The sequence below is a fragment of the Nitrospiraceae bacterium genome (assembly GCA_021373015.1).
Lineage (GTDB): Bacteria > Nitrospirota > Thermodesulfovibrionia > Thermodesulfovibrionales > UBA1546 > JAJFTJ01.
Window position 1 is genome coordinate 214687 of sequence record JAJFTJ010000005.1, and the last position, 23384, is coordinate 238070.

The window sequence follows — 23384 nt, forward strand, 5'->3', positions numbered from 1 at the left end:
GTTTTGATCCGCATTTAGTTCAAAAGATAGATTTTTAGTCCTGAAACAATTCTGTGCTCAGATAACGTTCACCGGTGCTTGGCAGAATAACTATAATGTTTTTGCCTTTGTTCTCAGGGCGTCTAGCCATCTCTAAAGCAGCGTAGACAGCTGCACCAGAAGATATCCCGCACAATATTCCTTCTTGTTTTGCAATATCTCTTGCTGTTTCAAACGCCTGTTCATTGGTTGCCTGAATTACTTCGTCTATAATTTTTGTGTTCAAAATTTCAGGAATAAAACCAGCTCCTATCCCCTGAATTTTATGAGAACCCGGATTTCCTCCTGAAAGAACAGGTGAACTAGCTGGCTCGACTGCTACAGCCTTGAAATCAGGATTTCTGCCTTTAATCACTTCTGCTACTCCTGTGATCGTGCCTCCAGTACCTACGCCTGCAACAAGTATGTCAACTTTGCCATTTGTATCTTTCCATATTTCCTCGGCTGTTGTTCTGCGGTGTATCTCAGGGTTGGCAGGATTGCTGAATTGGTCAGGCATATATGCATTTGGCGTCTCAGATAGTATCTCTTTTGCTTTTTTTATCGCTCCCTTCATACCTTCTGTTCCAGGAGTGAGAATAAGTTCCGCTCCAAGATGTTTCAGGAGCTTTTTTCTCTCCATGCTCATGGTCTCAGGCATTGTTAAAATCAAACGGTATTTTTTTACTGCACATACAAATGCAAGAGCGATTCCTGTATTCCCGCTGGTGGGCTCTACAATCAGAGTATTGTTTTTAATAATGCCTTTTCTCTCAGCAGCCTCGATCATGGCAATGCCAATTCGATCTTTGACACTGCCTAGAGGATTCTTAAATTCCAGCTTGGCAAGAATTGCTGCATTAAGACCTTTTGATATCCTGTTTAAACGGACTAAAGGCGTTGAACCTGTGGTTAAAGTAATATCAGAAAAAATTTGGCTCATATTTTTTCACCAGAATATTTACATTCTGTCTTATTTATTCTTTGTGATTTTATTTAAGATTAGTTCAGGTTTTTTCATGAATACCTGGGTGTTGGGAGGCACAGACTCAGTTATCCAGACATTCCCTCCGATAACCGAGGATGTACCTATCACAGTGTTGCCTCCTAGGATGGTTGCGCCTGAATAAATGATAACATCATCTTCTATAGTTGGATGGCGCTGTTTGTTTCTTAGAAGAGAGCCTGCATTTTTGGGCAGAGAAAGGGCGCCGAGTGTTACGCCTTGGTATAGCCTTACGTTGTTTCCTATTTTTGTTGTCTCGCCGATTACAACCCCAGTGCCGTGATCAATGAAAAAACTCTCTCCAATAACTGCTCCTGGATGTATATCGATTCCTGTCTGGCTATGTGCATATTCTGTCATGATGCGGGGAATCAGCGGAGCTTTCTGTTCGTACAGCTGATGAGCAATCCTGTATACGGTAATTGCAAATAGTCCAGGATAACTTATTATAACCTCGTCGTAACCTTTAGCTGCAGGATCTCCGTCATACGCTGCACGAATATCCTTTGCGAGGATGGAACGCATCTGCGGCAATTGCTGTATGAATTTTATTGCTGACTCATGCCCGCTTTCTTCGCAATGAGTGCATGGCAGGTTGTGTCGTAAGCAGTCGTGGCGTATGGCCAGCGTTATCTGTTTGGATAGAATTTCAAAAAGAGCGGTGACTTCCTGTCCAAAATAATAATCCAGGCCTAATTTGTCCAGACGTGTATTGATGAAATATCCTGGGTACAATATTCTGCTTGCTTTCTTAATGATCTCGATAATGGATTCTCTTGACGGAATCGGCTCCTGTCCGAGATGATTATAGTTATCCTCAGTGTTGCAAGACAGAACCAACTGGTCGACAATCTCAGGTATATGCTCACGAAATTGTTTTGTGTTTTTTACTTCAGCTTTGCATTGATCTTTCTTCGGTAAATCATTCATGCAAATTAACTCCTCATGCTGACATCTCGCTGCCGATCATAAAAAACCATCAGATGAAAATATTATACTCCATACAAATTATTAAAACTAACAGCAAAATTGTTTAAGTATGTCCATGCATGTATAATAAACATGAGATTGCATACAGTATATGAAAATTTTAAAAGATTTTCTTATTTATGAATCAGCGGAAAAAGGCCTCTCTAAAAACACTATAGAGTCCTACGCAAAAGATATCGAGTCTTTTCAAGAGTTTCTTTCAAAGCGAAACAGAGAACTCGATAAATTTTCAAAAAAAGATATCATTGATTTCATGAATAAGCTTAAAAATGAGGATTATTCTGCTTCAAGCATATGCAGGTTCATATCTACTATCAGAGGTCTTTGTAAGTATCTGCTCATAGAAAGGATTATCAAGGAGGATCCTTCGGAAAGCCTCCAGACTCCGCGAAAATGGGAAAGACTGCCGAAGGCATTAAGTGTCGAGGATGTGATGTCCCTACTTGATTCAAAACCCGATGACACTATGTTTATCAGAGATTCTGCCATGCTTGAGCTTCTTTATTCATCAGGGCTCAGGGTAAGCGAGCTTGTTTGTCTTAAATTGGAGAACATAAATTTTGAGGCCGGATTCCTGCGTGTTATAGGCAAGGGATCAAAAGAGAGAGTTGTGCCTGTTAATTCCAGAGCGCTTAAAAAAATAAAAACATACATCACAGAACTCAGGCCTGAGATTCTGAAAAAGAAACAGACAGATTATCTGTTTGTTACATCAAGAGGCAGTGCAATGACAAGACAGAGATTCTGGCAGACAATTAAAAAATTAGGCAGAAAAATAGGAATGGATTTATCGCCTCATACCCTAAGACACTGTTTTGCTACGCATCTTCTTGAAGGAGGCGCTGACCTCAGGTCTGTGCAGAAGATGCTTGGACATTCAGATATAGCAACAACACAGATATACACTAAAGTCACAACAGACAGGATAAAGAAAGTCTATACAAAACATCACCCCAGGGCTTAAATAATACGTAATGGACATTCTGGCCTTTTTATGATAAGTTTTTTACATTCATTGATTAATTCAGGAGGAATGTGATGCCGGAAAAATTAAACGTCGATCAGCTTTACAAACGCTGCAATCCTGATATCTTCAAGTTCAAGACAGCAGACGAACTTCCTTCTCTGGAAGGTACAATAGGGCAGGAAAGGGCATTAAAGTCGCTTGATTTCGGTATAAATCTCGAGAATTCCGGTTTTAACATTTTTATCCTTGGCGAAAACGGCACAGGCAAGATGACTACCATAAAATCAATTCTTGCAAAACAGTCTATTCAGGAACCAATCCCGTCAGACTGGTGTTATGTTTATAACTTCAAAGACCCTGATGCGCCAATAGCAGTATCACTAGAACCCGGAAGGGCTCTTGCTTTCCAGAAGGATATGGATGAACTGATAAAAATACTTAAAGCTGAAATACCAAAGGTCTTTGAAACAAAAGAATATGCAAAACAAAAGAGCACTATAATCGATGAATTTCAGCTGAAACAAAAAGATTTGTTTTCTGAACTTGAAGATGAGGCAAAAACAAAAGGTTTTTCTGTTAGAAAGACAGTGAGCGGGCTTATCATAGTCCCGATTAAAAAAACAGGAGAACCATTAAACGAAGAAGAATTCGAAGAGCTTGAGGAAAATACAAAAAAGAAAATAGACAAGCTTGGAAAAATGCTTCAGGAAAAGCTGGATGATGTCGTAAGAATACTGCGTGACGGAGAGAAACTTGTCAAGGAGACGCTGAACAGACTTGAGAGAGAGGCTGCATTAGGCGCTGTCGGCCATATGATAGATGAGCTTAAAAATAAGTATCAGGACACTGAAAAGATAATTTTATATTTCGAAAATGTGAAGGAAGATATCCTTGCGCATCTTGAAGATTTTAAGGCATCGGAAGATCAGCAGTCAGGAGCATCGCCTTTGTTCAGGATGCAAAAAACAGAACCGACATTTACAAGATATGCGGTCAATGTTTTAGTTAACAACAAAGAAAGCGAAGGAGCGCCGTTTATATTCGAAAGCAACCCTACATATTTTAATCTGTTCGGGAGAATTGAACATAAGATTCAGTACGGCATTGCTGTCACTGATTTTTCGATGATTAAGGCAGGCTCTTTGCACAAGGCAAATGGCGGGTATATCGTTATTGATGTGCTGGATCTTTTGAAAAATATATTTGCTTATGATGCATTGAAAAGATCTATAAGAAATAAAGAAATAAAAATAGACGATGTCTGGGAGCAGTACAGGCTTGTGTCAACTACAACACTCAGGCCTGAGGCAATACCACTTGATATTAAGGTAATACTTGTCGGCAATCCTAATCTTTATTATCTTCTTTTTAATCTTGACGAAGAATACAGGGAACTTTTTAAGGTAAAGGCTGATTTTGACAGCAGGATGGAGAGGACAGAAGAGAACATGCATAAATATGCCTCTTTTATTGCAACAAAATGCAAAGATGAAAAACTTCTTCCTTTGGACAGAGCAGGAATTGCCAGGGTTGTTGAATATGGAGCCAGACTTGCCGAGCATCAGGACAAGCTCTCGTCGCGTTTCAGTGAGGTTACTGATCTGATAATGGAAGCAAACTATTGGGCATCAAAGTCTAAGAGCAATGTGATTACAGCTGAATTTGTTGAGTTTGCTATAAATGAAAAGATTTTCAGAAATAACAGGATTGAAGAGCGTCTTCGTGAGATGATTGCAGAAGGTACTCTGATTGTTGACACATCAGGAGAAAGATCAGGACAGATTAATGGACTTGCTGTGCTCGATATGGGGGATTACAGCTTCGGCAAACCCTCAAGGATAACAGCAAAGACTTATATCGGCAAGGCCGGTGTTGTGAATATAGAGCGCGAGACAAAGATGAGCGGAAAAATCCACGAAAAGGCAATGCTCATTCTGACAAACTATCTTGGAAGCATGTTTGCAACAAAAAAACCAATAAGTCTTTCTGCGTCAATAACATTCGAGCAGCTGTATGATATGGTTGAAGGCGACAGCGCAACATGTGCAGAGCTTTATGCTCTTTTAAGCAGCATTGCAGACATTCCGTTAAAGCAGAATTTTGCAGTAACAGGTTCAATGGATCAAAACGGAGATGTTCAGCCTATAGGTGGAGTAAATGAAAAAATAGAGGGATTTTTTGAATTATGTAAATTAAGAGGGCTTGACGGGAGTCATGGAGTAATAATTCCAGAAAAAAATATCAGGCATCTCATGCTCAAGAAAGATGTCGTTGACGCAGTCAAGGCAGAAAAATTTTCTATTTATCCGATCAAACGCGTTGAAGAAGGCATGGAGATACTTACAGGAATGTCTGCCGGCAGACTCAATGAAGACGGTACGTATCCTGAGAACACAGTCAATTATCTGGTATCTAAGCGTTTGGCCGAGATATCTGCTGCATTAAAGGAAAAGGGTAAGGGAGAAGAGGAGTCAGAAGAAAAATCAGCAGATAACAAGGACAAATAAAAGACTTAATTTATCTGGAGTTATCTAGTTGTTATCTGAATTATCTCAAGTATGCGCTAATCAGCATTCTAAAAAGATCCTGACTATATTTAAATTTCTTCTCTTTTTTCTTAAATTGTTTATCAAACTCTTCTACTTGACTATTATCTATATTAAAAGCATCACTTTGTTCTATTTTCCATTTTTTATCTCCGAAAAATCCGGGCTTCGTTTCTAACACGAGCAATCCCAATGGAAATTCTCCATTCATATCATATTGCTTACGTTATAGTCAATTCCATTTTTAAAACCATGCTTACAATAATTGTGAGGATCACCATAAATTGCTATTGCTGGAATATTTCTTTCTTGCACTATTTTTTTTGTTTTTTCAATTAGTGCTGTACCAATTCCTTTTCTTTGATAGTCTGGGTGAACACACAAAGGACCAAATGATACTGTTTCTACCCTTTCTTCATCCTCTCCAATAAGCTTTGATTTTGTATACATAATTGAACCAACAACATTTCCGTCTATTTCTGCAACATAATCAAGTTCTTTAATAAAATCTTTATGGTCTCTTAAAATATGACACAGATAGTGTTCATTACATCCAGGGAAATATAGATTCCAAAAAGCTTCCCTCGTTAATTCCTCAACATAAAAATAATCTCGTTCATTTTCCAGACGAATTGCTATTCCCATACCGCCCACCCCTCTTGCGCGAAGCATCCAGCTAACGAAAACAATAACCCGCTGGCGCAATTGCAAAAACTGAAAACCAAACCGCGCTTATCGCCAGTCGGGTTGATTTTTTTGTTAGGCATTTGTTTTTTATTTTCGTTTGATTGTATTAGTCATTCTGCATTTGACGTTCAAGATACATATTAAAGATGGGAAGCGCGATTAATTGCACAAACCCAAAAACTAAGAGTACGATGATAACGAGAGCCGGACTAATAAAAAGACTGGATAAAAATAGGAAGTAGAATACCGAGGCGCTAAACAGGGTAATGGCTGAAAACGCATTGTCGGGCTCCTTCGACGCGAAGAATTGCCAAGGGCCTAAAGCCATGCCCCATGACCACAACAGATACGGAATATACCCGACCCCCATATTTCCTGTATAAAAACTTCGACAGACTGAATATGCAAAGAAGATTGTAATAATGATTAAAATATTTGTATATAGTTGGGATATATAGTTAACGACATGACGTAATGGATTCTTTTTTTCATAAAGATATACACCCAATGGAATAAGTGCCAGACTTGGTAGCATTAAGAGGGTAAATATCCAATGCGAAGTAAGCGAAAACAAAAGCCCGATTCCAATTAGGCCCCATTTACCTAAAAAGGCCAGCCAAATACCCCCAATGATGCCACTTGCAAAGTTCATTATCATGATTGGAACACTAAAAATACTTACAATGCGATTCAACATAGCTTACCCCCTTTGTTCACGTACCAGGAAAATTGATGCTCCAAAAAGTACTGAAACAGCGATGTCAATAACCGCCCAGGTTTCACGATCTAAATGGATGGGAATTATTGGATTAAAAAGCACCGCTGTAATGCCGAGAGACCATGCCCAGAATATTTTCTTTAACTCAGTTGCAACGAATGCTGTGTATGCGGCAGAGCCGCAAACAACCCAGCGTAGTATTTGATAGTAGCCGTAAGGATGACGATCTAACGCCCATACAAGTAAGGCGATTGCTACAAGCCGAGCAACTAACAATGGTGAAATATATTTTTTCATTTATTTCATTATTGTCTTTATTACTGCAATTAAGCCGGTAATTGCGCCTATTAAACCAACAATTATTGTTACCCACCTCGACAGTGAGTCAGTTCTTTCTTTTTTTTCCGTGCGTACTATTGCCCTGAGTTGCCTAAGTCCTTCAGTTGTCAGCAGCCACTTGCCTGTGGAGTTTGACTGCTCCCATAGTCCGCCCTTTTCTTCGTCGATGACGGGTGGTACGGTCAACAGCATTTGTCTGGCAAGGGCTATAATATATGTTTGTTCTAAATATTGAATTTCGTCATCTACTTCTTGCAGTTCATGGCTTGCGAGAGAGCCGACTTCCTGAACTTTGTTGCTGTCGCCTGTCTTTTTGGCTTCTTTATATTCTTTTTTGTAATATTTGTCTACTTTGCTTCGTTGGCGATTCAGCTTGAATAGCGAGACTCTATAAGATATGTAGTTCATTTCTTTTTGCAGTTATTATTCATTTTATTTTGTGCCTAACGCTGGCCATGAGCCGCGCCGCCACAGAACCTTTACGGAAAAATGACCGACGCTATTCGGCGTCGGTCTCGATGGTATTGTTGTACGCGGCCTTTTTTATGGTCATTTTTTAATCCCATGCTCATTATTTGCCGAAAAAGTGCCCAAAGACAACTGCCGCAATTACGCCGATTGTTGCTATCACGAAGAGTAGCGGCATGACTATACTAACGCCACCCTTTTTAGTCAGTTGAGAGGAGATTTCAGAAGCTGGATATTTTGCTCTTATCTTCAGAATTTTCTTTTTACATCTTTTGTAATAAAGAGTGTTGCCATAAATACCCCAGCATATATGAGCACCGATATTAACGAAAGGAATTCTTTCGAGAAGAAGAGCAAGCAATGCCCACAAATAAAGTTTCCGATGTGCCAGCCACCAAGGTCCAAATAGAAAGGCGGGCCAAAGCCATGGTTTCTCGCCCGCCTCTATTTTCCGAAACTTTTGTAAATATTTGTTTGCATTTTCCTCGACAAAGGTAACGAAATCTTCTTCATTTATTCCTGCTAAGGAGGCAGGTGTATCAGAAGGAATAGAAATGAGGCCTTCTAAGGTTTCACCGCATTTTGGACATTTTGGCTCATCGGGTTTTACAGGGGTGCCACAGCCAGCACATTCATATTCATATCCTTCAATATTTTCGTCCATGACAATGCCTCCTTTTTTCTGCATGCAAGCAGGTTATGCCGTTGTTCTTAATTTATTATCTTCGTACAACCAGTAATTAGACCGTTAATGGGACTAACAACGGAAATCCGATGTTAGTCAACCAAATAACCGCTCTGATAATATCGTAATTTGTATGTTAGTCATATAACTCTCGATGTTTTCATGCTTAATTGCCAATAATAACTTACACTGTTTTGAAGCTCTTGTAAAGTGTGGCTTCAGGAAAAAATAAACAGCCGAAATGCGAAAATCAAGACAGGGTTTCTTAAGAATTTTATTCATAATCTAAGATAAAAAATATTTGAAATTTCAACTTACAAGGCTGGGGTTAGGCAGCTTGAGAAAAGTTTGTATTGCGTGTTTCAACTGCAAGCACGCACAAATAAAACAAGATAAAAACTGTGAATTTATAGGAGAAGTACGCTAACTAAGTTTTTGCCAGTTCTTTTCCAGCTTCGTATGCTTGTTTTAATGCATCGGGTTTTTTAAGAATCTCTCCCTTTGCATCAACACCAAGATAGCTTAAGGTTTTATGTTCAGGCATGCTGACTGTCCTGAAAAAAGCCTTTGCAGTTGCTTCTCCGCATGTTATCCCAATTTCATTTTTCATCCCGCCGACAAGAAGCAAAAGCCCTTTTCTTCCGAACTTTCCTGGAGGAATGTTTTTTTTCAAGATATATTTTTCGCACCAAAATGCCTGGCATCGGTCTATCATTATCTTTGTCTGGGCGCTTAACCCAAAAAAGAATATGGGAGAGGCGAGTATTATTCTGTCTGACTGTCTTATTGAATCATATATCTGAACCATCTCATCATCAATAACACACAGCCCTGTTTCAGCGCAGCCGTCACAGTCAAGACACGGAGAGATTTTCATCTTAGAGAGGTTGAAGACCTGAACTCTAAATCCTGAATCCTCAACCCCTTTAATGGATTCTTTTAAAAGCAATTCTGTATTTCCGTCTTTTCTCGGGCTTCCGAGAAATGCGGTTATCTGCATTTTAGTTTTTATCCTTAATCAAGCGAGATTGCCTGAACAGGGCATGAATCAACAGCTTCCTGACAGTTGCAGCTATCGCATTTATCAGCGCCTATAACAACAGCCTTGTCATCTGCAAGTTCGAAAACCTCAGGGCAGATCTCAACACATGCTCCGCAGCCGATACATGTTTCTGCATCAATTACTGGTTTTGCCATCGAAATACCTCCTTTATAAAAATCTTCTCATTAAAGAGAATCTTAAATCGAATTTTGAATAGTATAACTGAATGCCTATAGTTTTGAAAAATCAGCAATCTCTGATGCATTATCCCAGATTTTTTTGAGCAGCGACAATCTGTTAAGTTTAATCTCTTTTTTCTTGTCCATAACAAGGACATTATCAAAGAAATTATTAATAGGTTCAGTTAATCTTGTGAGTATTTTGAGAGAATCAAGATAGGTTTTTTTCTTTAATGCTTCTTCAAAATCAGGCAGCACGTCTGCAAGGCTTTTGTTGAGTTTTTTTTCAGATTCGAGTTTTAGAAGTCCTGTTTTAAGAAAAGGCAGTTTTTCAGCTGGAATAATATTTCTTACCCTCTTTATCGCAGTGAGAAAATCGTTGAATGAGCTGTCTGTTTTAAATTCTTTTACAGCATCGAGTCTCATCCTGAATTCTGATAATGGCGTCTGAGTTGATGATGACAGCACTGACTGTATCACTTCATACGAATATCCCTGTGATGATAATAAAGGCTCTAGGCGCTGCTCAAAAAACTGGAACAATGATTTTTTTATCTCAGAAGGTTTTTTTACTTTCAAGTTTCTTAGTGTGAAATCAATGATGTCTTCGAATGTAATGCTGTATCCCTTGTTTGTTAGGATTGTTATTAACGAGAGTGTCTGCCTTCTTAATGCAAAAGGATCTTCAGAACCGGTTGGAATAAGTCCTATAGAAAAAAATGCTGTTATATTATCGATCTTGTCTGCAAGGCTTAGTATTGTTCCTGTATCTGATTCAGGGATCTTTTCTCCGTGATAGTACTGCTCTGATAATGCCTGTGCAGCCTCTGTGTCTTCATTGTCATGAACAGCATAGTATTTAGCCATTATCCCCTGAAGCTCGGGAAACTCTCTTACAACGCCTGTTATAAGATCTGTTTTGGAAAGCATTGCTGCTTCCTCGCTTTTTTTCTTTAAGGAAGGATTGATTTTTGATGCAAGATAAACAGAGATGTTTTTAACTCTCAGTGTCTTGTCATATAATGTCCCTAGCTTGTCCTGATATGTGACATTCTTCAAATCATTTACTCGAGACTTGAGGGTCTTCTTCTTGTCTTCTTCAAAATAAAATCTTGCGTCTTCAAATCTGGCCTTGATTACTCTTTCAGCTCCAGACTTGATATTATCTTTGTTATTCTCAGTTGTGTTACTTACAACTATAAAATGATTTGTCAGCCTGCCTGATCTGTCTTCTATTGCAAAGTATTTTTGATGCTCTTTCATCACAGTAACAAGGAGTTCTTTTGGCAAATTAAGATATTCTTTTGGAAAAGCTGCAAGAACAGGCACGGGGTATTCCACGAGATTAGCTACATTCTCAATAAGGAGATCATCTTTTATAGGTCTTCCGTTAACAGATTCTGAGATGCTCTGAATTTTTTCAAAGATGATCTTTTTCCTTTCCTCGAGGTCTACTATGACTTTGTTTTCAGAAAGCGATTGTACATAGCTGGAAATATCATTTATCTGGAACGAACCCTGTGACAGGAAGCGGTGTCCTGCACTTATATTGTTGCTTGATATTCTGTCAATCTCAAACTTTATTATTTCATTGTCATGCAGTGCGCAAAGCCATCTTATAGGCCTCACGAATCTGATATTGTTATCTGCCCAGCGCATTGATTTCTGGAATTTCAGGGAAAATACAATCTTTTTCATAATCTCAGGAAGAAGGTCTTTTACATCAACGCCTTTTTCCTCTATAACAGCAACAATGTATTCTCCCTTGTCATTGCTTTTTATCACAAGGCTTTCAGGACTTACTTTCTGAGAACTTGCAAACCCTGTGGCTGCTTTTGTGAGACTGCCGTTCGCATCAATCGCAATTTTTTTAGGAGGGCCAAAGACTTCCCTTGTTCTGCTGTCCTGTTTCTTGCTCATGCCGTTAACAATAACAGCGAGCCTTCTTGGAGAGCCGTAAGTTTTTATATCGTCGAATTTTATACGGTTTTCTGTGAGAAGTGTCTTTGTATTTTCTCTCAGTTGTTCCATCCCAACAGGGATAAATCTGGCAGGAATGTCTTCTGTGCCGATCTCAAGAAGCAGTGATGAAAACTGGTTTGTAGCCTGAGCCATTAGTTACCTCTTCCTGCATGAAAAATTTAAAAGCATAACATTATAACCTTACAAAAGAGTGATTGACAAGGGAAGTTTGGTTTGTTAGCATTTTTCTCTGGAGGGAACAATGAAAAAGTTTTTTAACTGGCAGGTTGTTTTAGGTTTATCATTAATATCGCTTTCAGCTCTCATATATTTTATCCATTATCTGATATTCAGAGATTCCCATCACATATTTATTTATATGCTTGGCGAGATAGCCTTTGTTCCGATCGAGGTATTGCTTGTTACACTGATTATTCATCGTCTGCTAAGTATGAGAGAAAAACGTTCATTGCTTAAAAAGATGAATATGGTAATAGGCGCATTTTTCAGCGAAGTAGGGATATCGTTATTAAAATCATTCTCGTCATTTGACAGCCAGTCTGAAAAGACCAGAAATAAATTAATTGTAGACAATAACTGGACTAACAAAGAATTTATAAGCAGACATGCATATTTTGAAAAATATGACTGTAAAATCGAATGCACCTATAATGACATAAAAAATCTGAGAAATTTTCTCGAAAATAAAAGGGGATTTTTGCTGGGACTTCTGCAGAATCCAAATCTTCTTGAGCATGAATCATTTACTGATATTCTTTGGGCAGTATTTCATTTAACAGAGGAATTAACAAATAGGAATGATGTCTCGAATCTGACGCATGCAGATCATGAGCACCTGCTGATAGATATTAAAAGGGTGTATATAAGACTGATAGTCGGATGGATATCATACATGATGCATCTTAAGGCAGATTATCCCTATCTCTTCTCAATGGCGATAAGAATGAATCCTTTTGATAAAAATGCTTTAGTGGAGATTAAGGGATAATTAGAAGCTTTTAAGAAGCGGGAAGCCCATTTCTTCTCTCTGCTTTAAATAGGCATTTGCGCAGAGTCTTGCAAGTGTTCTTACTTTTGCAATATAACCAGTCCTCTCTGTAACAGAGATAGCGCCTCTTGCATCAAGCAGATTGAATGTATGAGAGCATTTTAAACAAAACTCATAAGACGGCAGAACAAGACCGATATCATTTAATCTTTTGCATTCTTTTTCGTAATCATTAAACTGCCGCATGAGAAGCTTTGTGTCAGCGTAGTCGAAATTATATTTTGAAAACTCAACCTCATCGATATGATGAATATCCCGGTATTTAATCCCTTCGCACCAGTCGAGATTGTAGACATTGTCAACATTCTGAAGATACATTGTGATTCGTTCGATCCCGTAAGTTATTTCTAGTGAAACAGGTTTAAGATCAATTCCTCCAACTTGCTGGAAATATGTGAATTGTGTAATCTCCATCCCGTCAAGCCATACTTCCCATCCAAGCCCCCATGCGCCGAGTGTAGGAGACTCCCAGTCATCCTCTACAAAGCGTATGTCATGTTTTCCGGGGTCAATGCCAATATATCTCAGGCTTTCAAGGTAGACCTCTTGGCTGTTTTCAGGAGAGGGCTTGAGTATTACTTGATACTGATAATAGTGCTGCAATCTGTTCGGGTTTTCCCCATATCTTCCGTCTGTAGGTCTTCTTGAAGGTTCGACATATGCTGTTTTCCAAGGCTCAGGACCAATGACCTTGAAAAATGTTGCAGGGTGGAATGTACCTGCGCCAACTTCGATATCATATGGCTGGAGAAGAACGCATCCCTTCTTTGCCCAGAATTCATTAAGCTTTTGTATTACATCCTGAAAATACATATTACCTCTCATGAAAAGTTTTCTGGATTATATCAGACACATATTGGAATCGTCAAAGATTAGTGTCGTTATAGTTTTTTAGGTAACTGTCAGTTCTGATTATTTCTTATGTTATAATGTCTTTCATGAGCAAAAAACTTTTTATGCGCGGCAATGAAGTGATTGCAGAAGCTGCAATTGCAGCAGGCTGCCGTTTTTATGCTGGCTATCCGATCACTCCGCAGAATGAGATACCTGAATATCTCTCATGGCGCATGGAGGAAGTAAACGGGGTATTCATACAGGCAGAGAGCGAGCTTTCTGCTATAAATATGGTCTTCGGAGCTTCTGCATGCGGACAGCGTGCAATGACCTCATCAAGCAGTCCGGGAATAAGCCTGAAACAAGAAGGCATATCTTATTTATGCGGCGCTGAACTTCCGGCAGTTATTGTGAATATGCAGAGGGGAGGGCCTGGATTAGGGAACATCTCCGGCAGTCAGGCTGATTATTTTCAGGCAGTAAAAGGCGGCGGCCACGGAGACTATCATATGCTTGTTTATGCTCCCTTTAATCTGCAGGAACTCTGGGATCTTACTATGCTTGCTTTTGACAAGGCGGATGAATATAGAACTCCTGTAATGATTCTTGGAGACGGGATTCTCGGACAGATGATGGAGCCGTTCACGCCAACACCGTATATCAAACCTGAACTTTCGCCAAAGACATGGGCATTGACCGGATGTGCTGACAGAGAGCCTAATGTTATTAAATCACTATATATGGGTGAGGGCGAACTTGAATCTAGAAACAATATACTTCAGGATAAATACCAAAAAATGAAATATAAAGAGACAAGATGCGAAACGCTGAATGTTGATGATGCTGAAACAATAGTTGTTGCATACGGAATTGCGGCAAGGGTTGCTTTATCAGCAGTGAACAGACTGAGAAAAGAAGGAGTTAAGATTGGATTTTTCAGACCGATTACTTTATTCCCATTTCCTGAAGAGGAACTTGGATCTCTGTCTTTTCCTGGCAGAAAATTCCTGACAGTAGAACTGAACGCTGGCCAGATGGTCGAGGATGTAAGACTTGCAGTAAATGGCAGGTCTGAAGTTTCATTCTACGGCAGGACAGGCGGTGCAATGATGACGCCTGAAGAAGTATATGATGTTTTGAGTAAAAAACACACCTTAAAAAATTAGCTCCTATTATTTTCCAAATTTGACTTTGCCTTTAGTTTTTTGATAGCCTCTTAGATGAAAGTGCCATTATTACAGTTATTTTTTGTAAAACGGAGGTCATTATGAAAAAAGTAACTTTGATGTTAATCGCAGTATGTTTAATAGCATTTATTGCTCCGGTTTACGCTGCTGTTGGAAAGATTTCAAAAACAAACGGCGAAGTTCTCTTCAGAACCAAGGCGAATATTCCTTATCAGAAGGCAAAAGAAGGATCTGGACTTGAAGTCGGCTATTGGGTAAAAACAGGCAAAGATGGATGGGCAAAACTTTTATTGGCTGATGGAAGCACTTTTACTCTTGCCAATAACACTGAACTTGAGATAGATAAATTTCTTCTTTCCAGTACAAAGAAAGAAGGTATTTTCAGCCTTGCGCAAGGAAAGCTTAGGGCTACTGTCACAAAGATTGCAGGCCAGCAGACAGATTATAAAGTAAAAAGCCCTACTGCTGTTGCAGGAATAAAGGGCACAGAATTCATGATGATGAGCCAGGGATATGCAAACGTTCTCTTTGGCAATGAAGGAACTGCAGATATATCAGGAGCAGCAGGTGTCGATAAACCTTTAACAACAGACACAATGGTGCAGAACACAAGAGGCTTCACTCCTATTGATCCAATTAAAGTTGAAAAGAATACTCCTTTATATACAGCAAAAAAATATTTTGATTCCATTACTGCGTCAAAACCGCCGAAAGAATGGGAAACATCAGGAAATCTTCCTCATATAATTGCAAGATGGAATATAAATTACGGTCATTATCTTGCTGATGTAGGGAAATACGAAGAGGCTCTTTATATTTTTCAGATCTCGATTGATCTTTCGGATAATTCAGACATCAGAAGCGATGCAAGACTGGAGAGGGGGGCTGTATACTCAAGGTTTTTGAATAACAGCGAAGCAGCGCTTGCAGAATACCTTCTTGTTCTCGAGGAGTACCCTGACAATCCAAAGAGAGAAAATGCCTTATACCTGACAGGTATGCTTTTATACGAGATGGGTTTCACAAAAAAGGCAAAGGAGAGATTGCAGCAGTATATAAAAGATTTTCCGTCCGGCAAGAATGCCGGCAATGTAGAGACTATTCTTAAAACGATAAAAGAATAGATAATCTTTATATGAAAATATGATACTGGCACAGCACAAATGAAATATTCCAAGCTTCTGCAATTCATTGCCATTGGCATTATTGCTGCAATTGCCACTTTTCTTTTCTATAGACAAAAGGTGGATTTTCTTGAGGCTGTTGATCTTAAATTGAAAGATGCAAGATTCAAGATAAGAAAAACTATTCAGCCTGATAACAGAATTGTAATAGTAGCAATTGATTCAAAGAGCGTTAATGAAATTGGCAGATGGCCTTGGAAACGTTCAGTTATGGCAGAACTTTTGGACAGCCTGAAAGAATACGGGGTTAAAGTCTCTGCCCTCGATATTGTCTTTTCTGAAACCTCAGACAAGAAAGACGACGAGATACTATCAAAATCAATAAAGAAAAACGGGAATGTGATATTAGGTTATTTTTTCAGGGATGAAGAAGAAAAACCGGATACAGAAGCAATCTCACAGCTGCAATCCTCGAAAATAAAACTTGTCAGAATCCAAGAAGGTGTTACATCAGTCCCAATATCAGAACGGCCTTTTATTGAAGCAAATATACCTCTTATAGGCCAAGGAGCATTGGATTTTGGATTTTTTAATACTGATCCCGACCCTGATGGTCTTGTCAGAAAAGCGAGTCTTCTTATGCTTTATCAGGGCGAGATATATCCTTCGCTTGCATTAAAGGCATTGAGGCATTATACGGAAAAAGAGATAATGCTGGACATTGCATCTTTTGGCGTATCTACACTAAGGCTAGGGCAGATGTCTATTCCTTCGAATGAGAGCGGTAAGCTTGTCGTCAATTATTACGGCAGGGGGGGAACCTTCACTACATTGTCTGCAGTAGACGTAATAAAAAAGAGAATTAAGAAAAATGATCTGGAAAATAAAATCGTGTTTATCGGCGCAACTGAAGTCGGGATCTATGACATGAGAGCAACCCCTGTGCAATCAGCTTTTCCCGGCGTGGAGATTCACGCTACTGTTGCGTCAAGTGTTTTACAAGAGAGATTTATAATAAGAGATACAAGAATCATCGGTATCGAAATGCTCTGTTTATTTTTATTGCCTGTAATCCTGGTCTTAATTCTAGGTTTTCTCAGAAATGGTTTTCTCGGTTTGATGGCCTTTATTCTTCTTATTTTCGCGTATGCGTTTTTAAATTACTCGTTATTTAAAACATACTCGATCGATATGAGCGTACTCTATCCTTTATCATCAACGGCAATAGCCTTTGTCGGAGCTGAAGCATACAGGAATCTGGTTTTCGAAAAAAAGAACCGATACTTAAAAAAAGCGTTTTCAAGTTACATTTCTCCTGAACTGGTGAGTGAGATAATAAAGAATCCTGACAGGCTCTCACTTGGCGGAGCAAAGAAAGAAGTAACAATACTTTTTTCTGATATCAGAGGATTCACAGGAATATCTGAAAAGCTTCAGCCTGATGTGCTTGTATCGCTTCTTAATGAGTATTTAGGCCCGATGACAAAGGTGGTTTTGAAAAACAACGGGACACTTGATAAATATATTGGAGATGCAATAATGACAATATACAATGCGCCTCTTGATGTTCCTGACCACCCATTAAAGGCATGCCAGACAGCAGTAGAAATGCTGAGTGAACTTAATATTATCAATGAAAGCTTCAAGGAAAATGGATTGCCGAATATTAATATTGGCATCGGCATAAACACAGGCTATGCAGTAGTCGGCAATATGGGAGCTGACATGAGATTTGATTATACTGCGATCGGTGATACTGTAAATCTTGCTTCGAGGCTCGAAGGCCAGAATAAATATTACGGCACTCACATTATACTCAGCGAATACACAGCACATAGGGTAAAGTACAAATTCATACTAAGAGAACTGGATCTTCTTAAAGTTGTAGGCAAGGAAAAACCAGTAGCTATTTTTGAACTTATGACAGAACAGAATGAAAAACTTGCTGAAGAATTTTCCAAGTCTCTGAAATTTTACAGGGGAAAAGAGTTCAAAAAAGCCCTAGCTTCGTTTAAAAAGCTTTCGACTGAACATAATGATAACGTGTCAAAAATGTATGCTGATAGATGCAATGAATATATAAAAAATCCTCCTTCCGACAGCTGGGATGGGATATTTATATCAATGAAAAAGTAAGAACTGATTAATTGACAGGCACAGTTTCTTTTTGTTAAGGTGTACTGATGAAAAAAATCATTCTTATCTTTCTTTTTTTCTGGTGCTTCCTCTTGGTCAAGGACGCTGGCGCATATGATATAAAAGGTATTCAACCAATTTCACCGTATGGAATTTTTTCAACATTTACAACTGACAGTCCGCAAAAAGGAAAATCTGCAGCAGGGATCAGTATCGAGAAATCGGCAGATGTAAGTTATTACAATTATCTTTTACAGTATTCATATGGAATCAAAGATAATATCGAAATTACCTCAACATTGCCTTATGTGCATGATTATCAGGGGGAATCCGGCTATGAAGATTTTGCATTAGGAATCAAGCATAGATTTTCTGATGAAGGAAAGTATGACCCGTCATTAGCTTATATGATCAATGTTTCTTTGAATTCTGGCAGACAGGAATTTAGTACAGACGGGAGAATAGGCGGAGGGTTTATCATGAGCAAAAAAGTCGGCCCTGTCAGCGGCCACCTTAATGCATTTTATGAGAAAGCTGCATCTGGTAATCTCAAGGATGAACTTATCTTTTCAGCAGGATTTGATTTCTCAGCTGCTCATAATTTCAAGGTAATCGGAGAAATATATTCAAAGGCAACCAATGATTTTCATAAATTCGATCAGATTGAAGGAAGACTTGGATATAGATTCATAATTGCTGAGAACATATTTACGACAATCGGCATCGGCACTGATTTTAAAGACAGAAATCCGGAATACAGATTGCTCTTTTCTCTGGCAATAACTTTTCCAAAAGAGAAAAGGCCGATAAAAACTATTTACGAAGAAGAAAAGTAGAAATCGGACAACACAGGAGATTTTAAATAATGTTTGATATAGGTATGCAGGAATTAATAGTGATATTTGTTGTTGCACTTCTGGTTTTTGGTCCGAAAAGACTTCCTGAACTTGGCAAGACACTGGGCAAGACACTGACTGATGTCAGGAGGGCTATGTATAGTGTCAAGGAACAGATGGATTCTGAGCTTCGTGAAGTTAAGGAACCTATTTCATCTGAAACACTGGACAGGATCAATAAAGAAATAAATGAAATAGCTGAAGCTTATCCTGTAATTGATTCTCAGCAAAAAGAAAAAGCAGCGAAAGAAGACAAGAAAAAAAACAACAAGAAAGACGAAAAAGCTTCATAAGGAAACATATTCCTTAATTTTTAATTCTGAAAGAGGTTGACCCCAATGCTTAATGATTTCAAAATGCCGTTGACAGAGCACCTTGTTGATCTTAGAAAAAGAATTTTAATATCTATTTCTTCTTTGTTTGCTATTTTTTTGGTAGCATTTAATTATTCCGAAGAATTGTTTAATGCTATGATTTTCCCTCTTAAGTACACCATGTTGTTTTCAATAAACAGTCCTTTTGTCAGCATTATCCCTCAGGAGAAACTTCCGCAAACGGTAAAGTTGGTATTCCTGGCTCCTGCCGAGGCTTTCTGGATGAACATGAAAATTGCTATGGTTGCTTCTGTTATAGTCGGACTTCCTGTAATATTCTCACAAATCTGGAAATTTATATCTCCGGGTCTTCTGCAAAAAGAAAAAAAATATGTACTACCGTTTATATGTGCTGCGACAGTGCTTTTTTTGATCGGGGCAGCATTCTGTTTTTTTGTGGTTTTACCGTTTGCTCTTGGATTTTTGCTTACTTATAAAGTCGGCGATATTTTGATGCCTATGCTTTCTGTAGGGCAGTATATGGATTTTTGCATTAAGTTTTTGCTGGCTTTCGGCGCAATTTTTGAGCTTCCGATTTTAATAATTTTTGCAATACGTATCGGCCTTGTTACACCTGCTGCTCTTGCTAAGAACAGAAAATACGCTATCCTCATAGCTTTTATCGTAGCTGCAATTCTCACCCCAACGCCTGATGCATTTAATCAAGTTCTTATGGCAGTGCCGATTATTGTTCTTTATGAAGCAGGCATACTTATAGCAAGAATTTTTTTCAGGAAACAGGTAAAGGCAGAGGCAGGGGATGAGTCTAAGTAGCATACGCGGAAAAAGTTTAAAGGCAGTAGCATTGGATATAGCTGACAGCTATATTACAGTCAATCCATTGTTTTTAAAGCCGCTTGATGAAGAATCGCTTACAGGAATTTATCATGAGATAATTCAGGTTCAGGTATTAATACGAAGCGAAAAAATTCCCGTAAACGATATACAGTCAATAAGAATGAGAAATGTAAGATTACAAAGGCTACAGTCTGCTATTATGATAATCAAAAATTTTGCACGGGAAAGAAGGATACTCCTTGTCTGATTTGACACGTGATATTCCTTATGATAAATTTTCATAATGGATGTTCTTGATGATATACGAGCTGTAAAGGATATAATTGCAGCGCTTCTTAAGGCAAAAAAAACTTTCAGGCTTTATCCTGAAAGCAATCCCATGTATACCAAGCTTCTTGACGATACATATGTAAAATTTAAAACTTACTTAGATTACAAAGACCAGCTTACAATAAAAATAAAACAGAACGAGTTGTTTCTTGACTCGGAGCAGATATATCATAATCCGGAAAAAGAAGATAATCTTGCTTTGTTTCTGTTCAAAGACGGGATTAGAGAGATTACTTTTAAAAAAGGTTTTGCACCTAAAGAACTCGAGGATTTTTTGAAAATCCTTACTGTTGACTATGACAGGGAAGTTCTTGATGATGATGTTGTTACCCTCCTCTGGGAAAAGGATTTTCAAAACATTAAATATGCTGTAGACGAAGCGTTTTTAACAGAGGATGATGGTTATGAGACCAAGGCGGTAAATGAAGTAAAGGGCGCAGCAGAAGAGGGTTACGACAACCTTACAAGGGCATATTCCGAGGCTTTTGGTGAAGATGCTGTTTCTGAATTATCAGTAGTTCCCCTTAGCGATAAAGACCTGCAGACACTCGTTATCGAAATCGAAAAAGATTCTCATGACAAATTACCCAAGCTTATTGCGCTTATTTTTGAGGTGCTTTATCAGGCAGAGAGCACAGGAGATTATGAGGATGTAATTCATTTTTTAAGGGGCACTGTTGAATATTCCATAACACACGGCAATATCGAGGCAGCATTAGGACTGATGAATTATGTTCAGTCCACGATCGATTCATCTGATATTCCTGATGAAGTAAAAAAACATTTGAAGACGATTTCTCTGTTTCTTGGTTCTGACACTTGCATAAAGCTTCTTGGCGAATTTCTAAACAGCGGTATTGAATTTGAAGAAAAAACAATTGAGGAATATGCCAAATACCTTGATAAAAGCGCCATCCAGCCGTTAATGGGGATACTTGGCGACTTAAAGACGATTCCAGGCAGGAAGGCTGTTATAAATGCACTTGTAGTTCTCGGGAAAAAAGACATGCAGGCTATTGCAAAAGGATTGTATGACACAAGATGGTATGTTGTAAGAAATGTAATTTACGTTCTGGGAAAGATAGGAGATAAAAAATCAGTAGATTTTCTTTTGAAGACATTAAATCACAGTGATATAAGGGTTAGAAAAGAGGTAATAAAGTCTTTGGGAGGGATGGGAAGCCTTAGTGTGTTATCTGCACTGAGAGACTGTCTTGATGACACCGACGAACAGATAAGGACAGCTTCTGCAAGAGCAATCGCTAATATTCCAGCTCCGTCAGCTAAAAGCACAATTCTAAATCACCTATCAGATAAGTCTTTTAATAAAGCAGGTATTAATGAAAAAAAGGAGTTTTATGAAGTTTTATCCAGATGGAAAGACCCTGATGTTATTGAACTGCTTGTCAGGACTCTAAACAAGAAATCATTTTTCAGAAGAGCTTCAAATGACGAAAACAGAGCTTGCGCTGCATATTGTCTCGGACTTATTGGAAACAAGGATGTTTTGCCTGTTTTATACAAGGCAAGAGATTCAAAGAGCAGGATAGTTTGGGAATATGTTGATACTGCGATTAAGAGGATAGAGTATGGAAGATAACGAAAAGTTATTGTCCAGTTCAAAAGATATAGTAAACCAGCTAGCAGTTATTGCAAGGACCGCTCTAATACATGATGTGAATAATATTGCTGTTACAGCAGCAATAGAAAAACTTGCCGCTACGTTAAATCCGCTTGTAAAACAGCAGGGCAAGCTGACATTGGAAGTTGGAGGTGAATTTTTTTATCTAAACGAGATACGGATAAGATATTCCCTTGAATACCTGACTAATTTTGATTTTCTCATAAGAGAATTTAAAAAACGTGAACTCGGAAGTGTTGTTTTTACTGATGTTGTTAAATTAGAACATCTGCAAAAATTTTTAAAGGCTTTTACAGGATCAATCTTTTCCCAGCATCCATTCGAGGCTCTCTCTGAAGAGATGGAAACTGTTGATGTTTTGCAGGTCGGCAAGCTGAGAAAAATAAAAGAGGAAAATACAGAGACAGGATTCGATATTCGCAAGGAAGTAAAGAAAACATATTTTAATGCCGTTGCATATACCAAAGGTGTTATAAGCAAAATAAAATCAGGAGAACGCGTAAGTATAAAAAAAGCAAAAAGAGTGGTTGAGTCAATGGTTGATTTAATCCTTGAGGAAGAACAATTGCTGATAGGCATGACTGCTATAAAAGATTATGACGAATATACATATCACCATTGTGTAAATGTAAGCATCCTGTCTGTTGCTCTTGGACAAAGGCTGGGACTTACAAAAAAAGCATTAACAGAACTTGGTTTGGTGGGGATATTTCATGATATCGGCAAGATAGAGATTCCAGCTGATATGCTGAATAAACCTACAAGTTTCACAGATGAGGAATGGAAGATAATGAGAAGACATCCTTTCTGGGGATTCAGGGCAATATTAAGACTCAGGGGATTTGATGATCTTTCAATGAGGGCTGCAATTGTGGCATTTGAACATCATATGAACTATGATTTTTCTGGGTATCCCAAGGTAAAAAAAGAATTTGAGATTGATTTCTACTCGAGAATAATAAGTCTTGCTGATCAATATGACGGTATGACATCCTCAAGAGTTTATTCGCGCATACCAATGCCTCCGGACAGAGCGCTGAGTCTTATGATGGATCGCGCAGGCACTCAGTTGGACCCAATCCTATTTAAATTTTTTATCAATATGATTGGAGTTTTTCCTGTCGGCACACTGGTTATGCTCGACAGTAAAGAACTTGGGCTGGTTTATCAATGCGATTCCATGTATCTTGACAGACCCAAAATTCTTCTTGTCATGAACAGCAGCGGCGAGAAAGTTGAAAGTCATATTGTTGATTTAACCGAGAAAAACGAAGAAAATAAATTTGTCAGAACGATTGTAAGGACAATGGATCCTAATAAATATAAAATAAATCTTGCGGAATATCTGCTTTAAGGTTCAGAAACTACTTTTTTTATTTGTTAAGTA

The 23384-nt window shown here is 38.5% G+C and carries 22 protein-coding genes and 1 pseudogene; 12 read left to right on the forward strand and 11 right to left on the reverse strand.

The window, feature by feature from the left end:
* Positions 1–34 precede the first annotated feature (34 nt).
* The gene (gene cysK / locus LLF28_02415; protein ID MCE5194300.1) at positions 35–961 is read right to left on the reverse strand and encodes a cysteine synthase A; all 927 of its coding nucleotides are present in this window, start codon (positions 959–961) and stop codon (positions 35–37) included.
* A 30-nt stretch (positions 962–991) separates the two neighbouring features.
* Entirely contained in the window at positions 992–1954 is a 963-nt protein-coding gene (locus tag LLF28_02420) for a hypothetical protein (protein MCE5194301.1), read from the reverse strand.
* A 151-nt stretch (positions 1955–2105) separates the two neighbouring features.
* On the opposite strand from LLF28_02420, the gene xerD reads away from it, so the two are divergent.
* Both xerD and LLF28_02430 read left to right on the forward strand, forming a co-directional pair.
* Positions 2106–2978 (forward strand): site-specific tyrosine recombinase XerD, encoded by an 873-nt coding sequence (gene xerD, locus LLF28_02425; protein ID MCE5194302.1) that lies wholly within the window; start codon positions 2106–2108, stop codon positions 2976–2978.
* A 74-nt stretch (positions 2979–3052) separates the two neighbouring features.
* Positions 3053–5488 (forward strand): AAA family ATPase, encoded by a 2436-nt coding sequence (locus tag LLF28_02430; GenBank protein MCE5194303.1) that lies wholly within the window; start codon positions 3053–3055, stop codon positions 5486–5488.
* 246 nt (positions 5489–5734) lie between these two features.
* Here the strand turns inward: LLF28_02430 and LLF28_02435 are convergent, their stop codons facing one another.
* The 8 genes from LLF28_02435 to glyS form a co-directional block, all read right to left on the reverse strand.
* Positions 5735–6172: an N-acetyltransferase gene (locus LLF28_02435; GenBank protein ID MCE5194304.1), complete on the reverse strand. Its 438-nt coding sequence runs from the start codon at positions 6170–6172 to the stop codon at positions 5735–5737.
* A 148-nt stretch (positions 6173–6320) separates the two neighbouring features.
* The gene (locus LLF28_02440) at positions 6321–6911 is read right to left on the reverse strand and encodes a hypothetical protein (GenBank protein MCE5194305.1); all 591 of its coding nucleotides are present in this window, start codon (positions 6909–6911) and stop codon (positions 6321–6323) included.
* A gap of 3 nt (positions 6912–6914) precedes the next feature.
* Positions 6915–7208 carry a hypothetical protein gene (locus tag LLF28_02445; GenBank protein MCE5194306.1) on the reverse strand — a complete coding sequence of 98 codons (294 nt, stop codon included), beginning with the start codon at positions 7206–7208 and terminating at the stop codon, positions 6915–6917.
* 21 nt (positions 7209–7229) lie between these two features.
* On the reverse strand, positions 7230–7679 hold the full coding sequence (locus LLF28_02450; GenBank protein ID MCE5194307.1) for a hypothetical protein: 450 nt from the start codon (positions 7677–7679) through the stop codon (positions 7230–7232).
* 163 nt (positions 7680–7842) lie between these two features.
* Positions 7843–8403, reverse strand: coding sequence for a zinc ribbon domain-containing protein (locus LLF28_02455; protein MCE5194308.1), 561 nt, complete (start codon positions 8401–8403; stop codon positions 7843–7845).
* A gap of 448 nt (positions 8404–8851) precedes the next feature.
* Positions 8852–9424, reverse strand: a complete 573-nt coding sequence (locus LLF28_02460; GenBank protein ID MCE5194309.1) for a flavodoxin family protein — start codon at positions 9422–9424, stop codon at positions 8852–8854.
* 14 nt (positions 9425–9438) lie between these two features.
* Positions 9439–9621, reverse strand: a complete 183-nt coding sequence (locus tag LLF28_02465; GenBank protein ID MCE5194310.1) for a ferredoxin — start codon at positions 9619–9621, stop codon at positions 9439–9441.
* A 75-nt stretch (positions 9622–9696) separates the two neighbouring features.
* Entirely contained in the window at positions 9697–11760 is a 2064-nt protein-coding gene (glyS, locus tag LLF28_02470) for a glycine--tRNA ligase subunit beta (GenBank protein MCE5194311.1), read from the reverse strand.
* 109 nt (positions 11761–11869) lie between these two features.
* On the opposite strand from glyS, the gene LLF28_02475 reads away from it, so the two are divergent.
* Positions 11870–12616 (forward strand): hypothetical protein, encoded by a 747-nt coding sequence (locus LLF28_02475; protein ID MCE5194312.1) that lies wholly within the window; start codon positions 11870–11872, stop codon positions 12614–12616.
* On the opposite strand, the gene glyQ is transcribed toward LLF28_02475, so the two are convergent.
* On the reverse strand, positions 12617–13489 hold the full coding sequence (gene glyQ / locus LLF28_02480) for a glycine--tRNA ligase subunit alpha (protein ID MCE5194313.1): 873 nt from the start codon (positions 13487–13489) through the stop codon (positions 12617–12619).
* 125 nt (positions 13490–13614) lie between these two features.
* Here glyQ and LLF28_02485 point away from each other — a divergent pair, with 125 nt between their 5' ends.
* The 9 genes and pseudogenes from LLF28_02485 (at position 13615) to LLF28_02525 (ending at position 23351) form a co-directional block, all read left to right on the forward strand.
* Positions 13615–14676, forward strand: coding sequence for a 3-methyl-2-oxobutanoate dehydrogenase subunit VorB (locus LLF28_02485; protein ID MCE5194314.1), 1062 nt, complete (start codon positions 13615–13617; stop codon positions 14674–14676).
* Between the two features lie 101 nt (positions 14677–14777).
* On the forward strand, positions 14778–15821 hold the full coding sequence (locus LLF28_02490) for a FecR domain-containing protein (protein ID MCE5194315.1): 1044 nt from the start codon (positions 14778–14780) through the stop codon (positions 15819–15821).
* Between the two features lie 39 nt (positions 15822–15860).
* The gene (locus LLF28_02495; protein MCE5194316.1) at positions 15861–17957 is read left to right on the forward strand and encodes an adenylate/guanylate cyclase domain-containing protein; all 2097 of its coding nucleotides are present in this window, start codon (positions 15861–15863) and stop codon (positions 17955–17957) included.
* 47 nt (positions 17958–18004) lie between these two features.
* Positions 18005–18793, forward strand: coding sequence for a hypothetical protein (locus LLF28_02500; protein MCE5194317.1), 789 nt, complete (start codon positions 18005–18007; stop codon positions 18791–18793).
* Positions 18794–18822: 29 nt separating this feature from the next.
* Positions 18823–18945: pseudogene (locus tag LLF28_02505) on the forward strand (twin-arginine translocase TatA/TatE family subunit).
* 246 nt (positions 18946–19191) lie between these two features.
* Positions 19192–20001: a twin-arginine translocase subunit TatC gene (gene tatC / locus LLF28_02510; protein ID MCE5194318.1), complete on the forward strand. Its 810-nt coding sequence runs from the start codon at positions 19192–19194 to the stop codon at positions 19999–20001.
* Positions 19988–20272 carry a hypothetical protein gene (locus LLF28_02515; GenBank protein ID MCE5194319.1) on the forward strand — a complete coding sequence of 95 codons (285 nt, stop codon included), beginning with the start codon at positions 19988–19990 and terminating at the stop codon, positions 20270–20272. Before tatC ends, LLF28_02515 begins: the two co-directional genes overlap by 14 nt.
* Positions 20273–20308: 36 nt before the next feature.
* On the forward strand, positions 20309–21955 hold the full coding sequence (locus tag LLF28_02520; protein MCE5194320.1) for a HEAT repeat domain-containing protein: 1647 nt from the start codon (positions 20309–20311) through the stop codon (positions 21953–21955).
* Positions 21945–23351: an HD-GYP domain-containing protein gene (locus LLF28_02525; GenBank protein ID MCE5194321.1), complete on the forward strand. Its 1407-nt coding sequence runs from the start codon at positions 21945–21947 to the stop codon at positions 23349–23351. Before LLF28_02520 ends, LLF28_02525 begins: the two co-directional genes overlap by 11 nt.
* Positions 23352–23384: the final 33 nt, after the last annotated feature.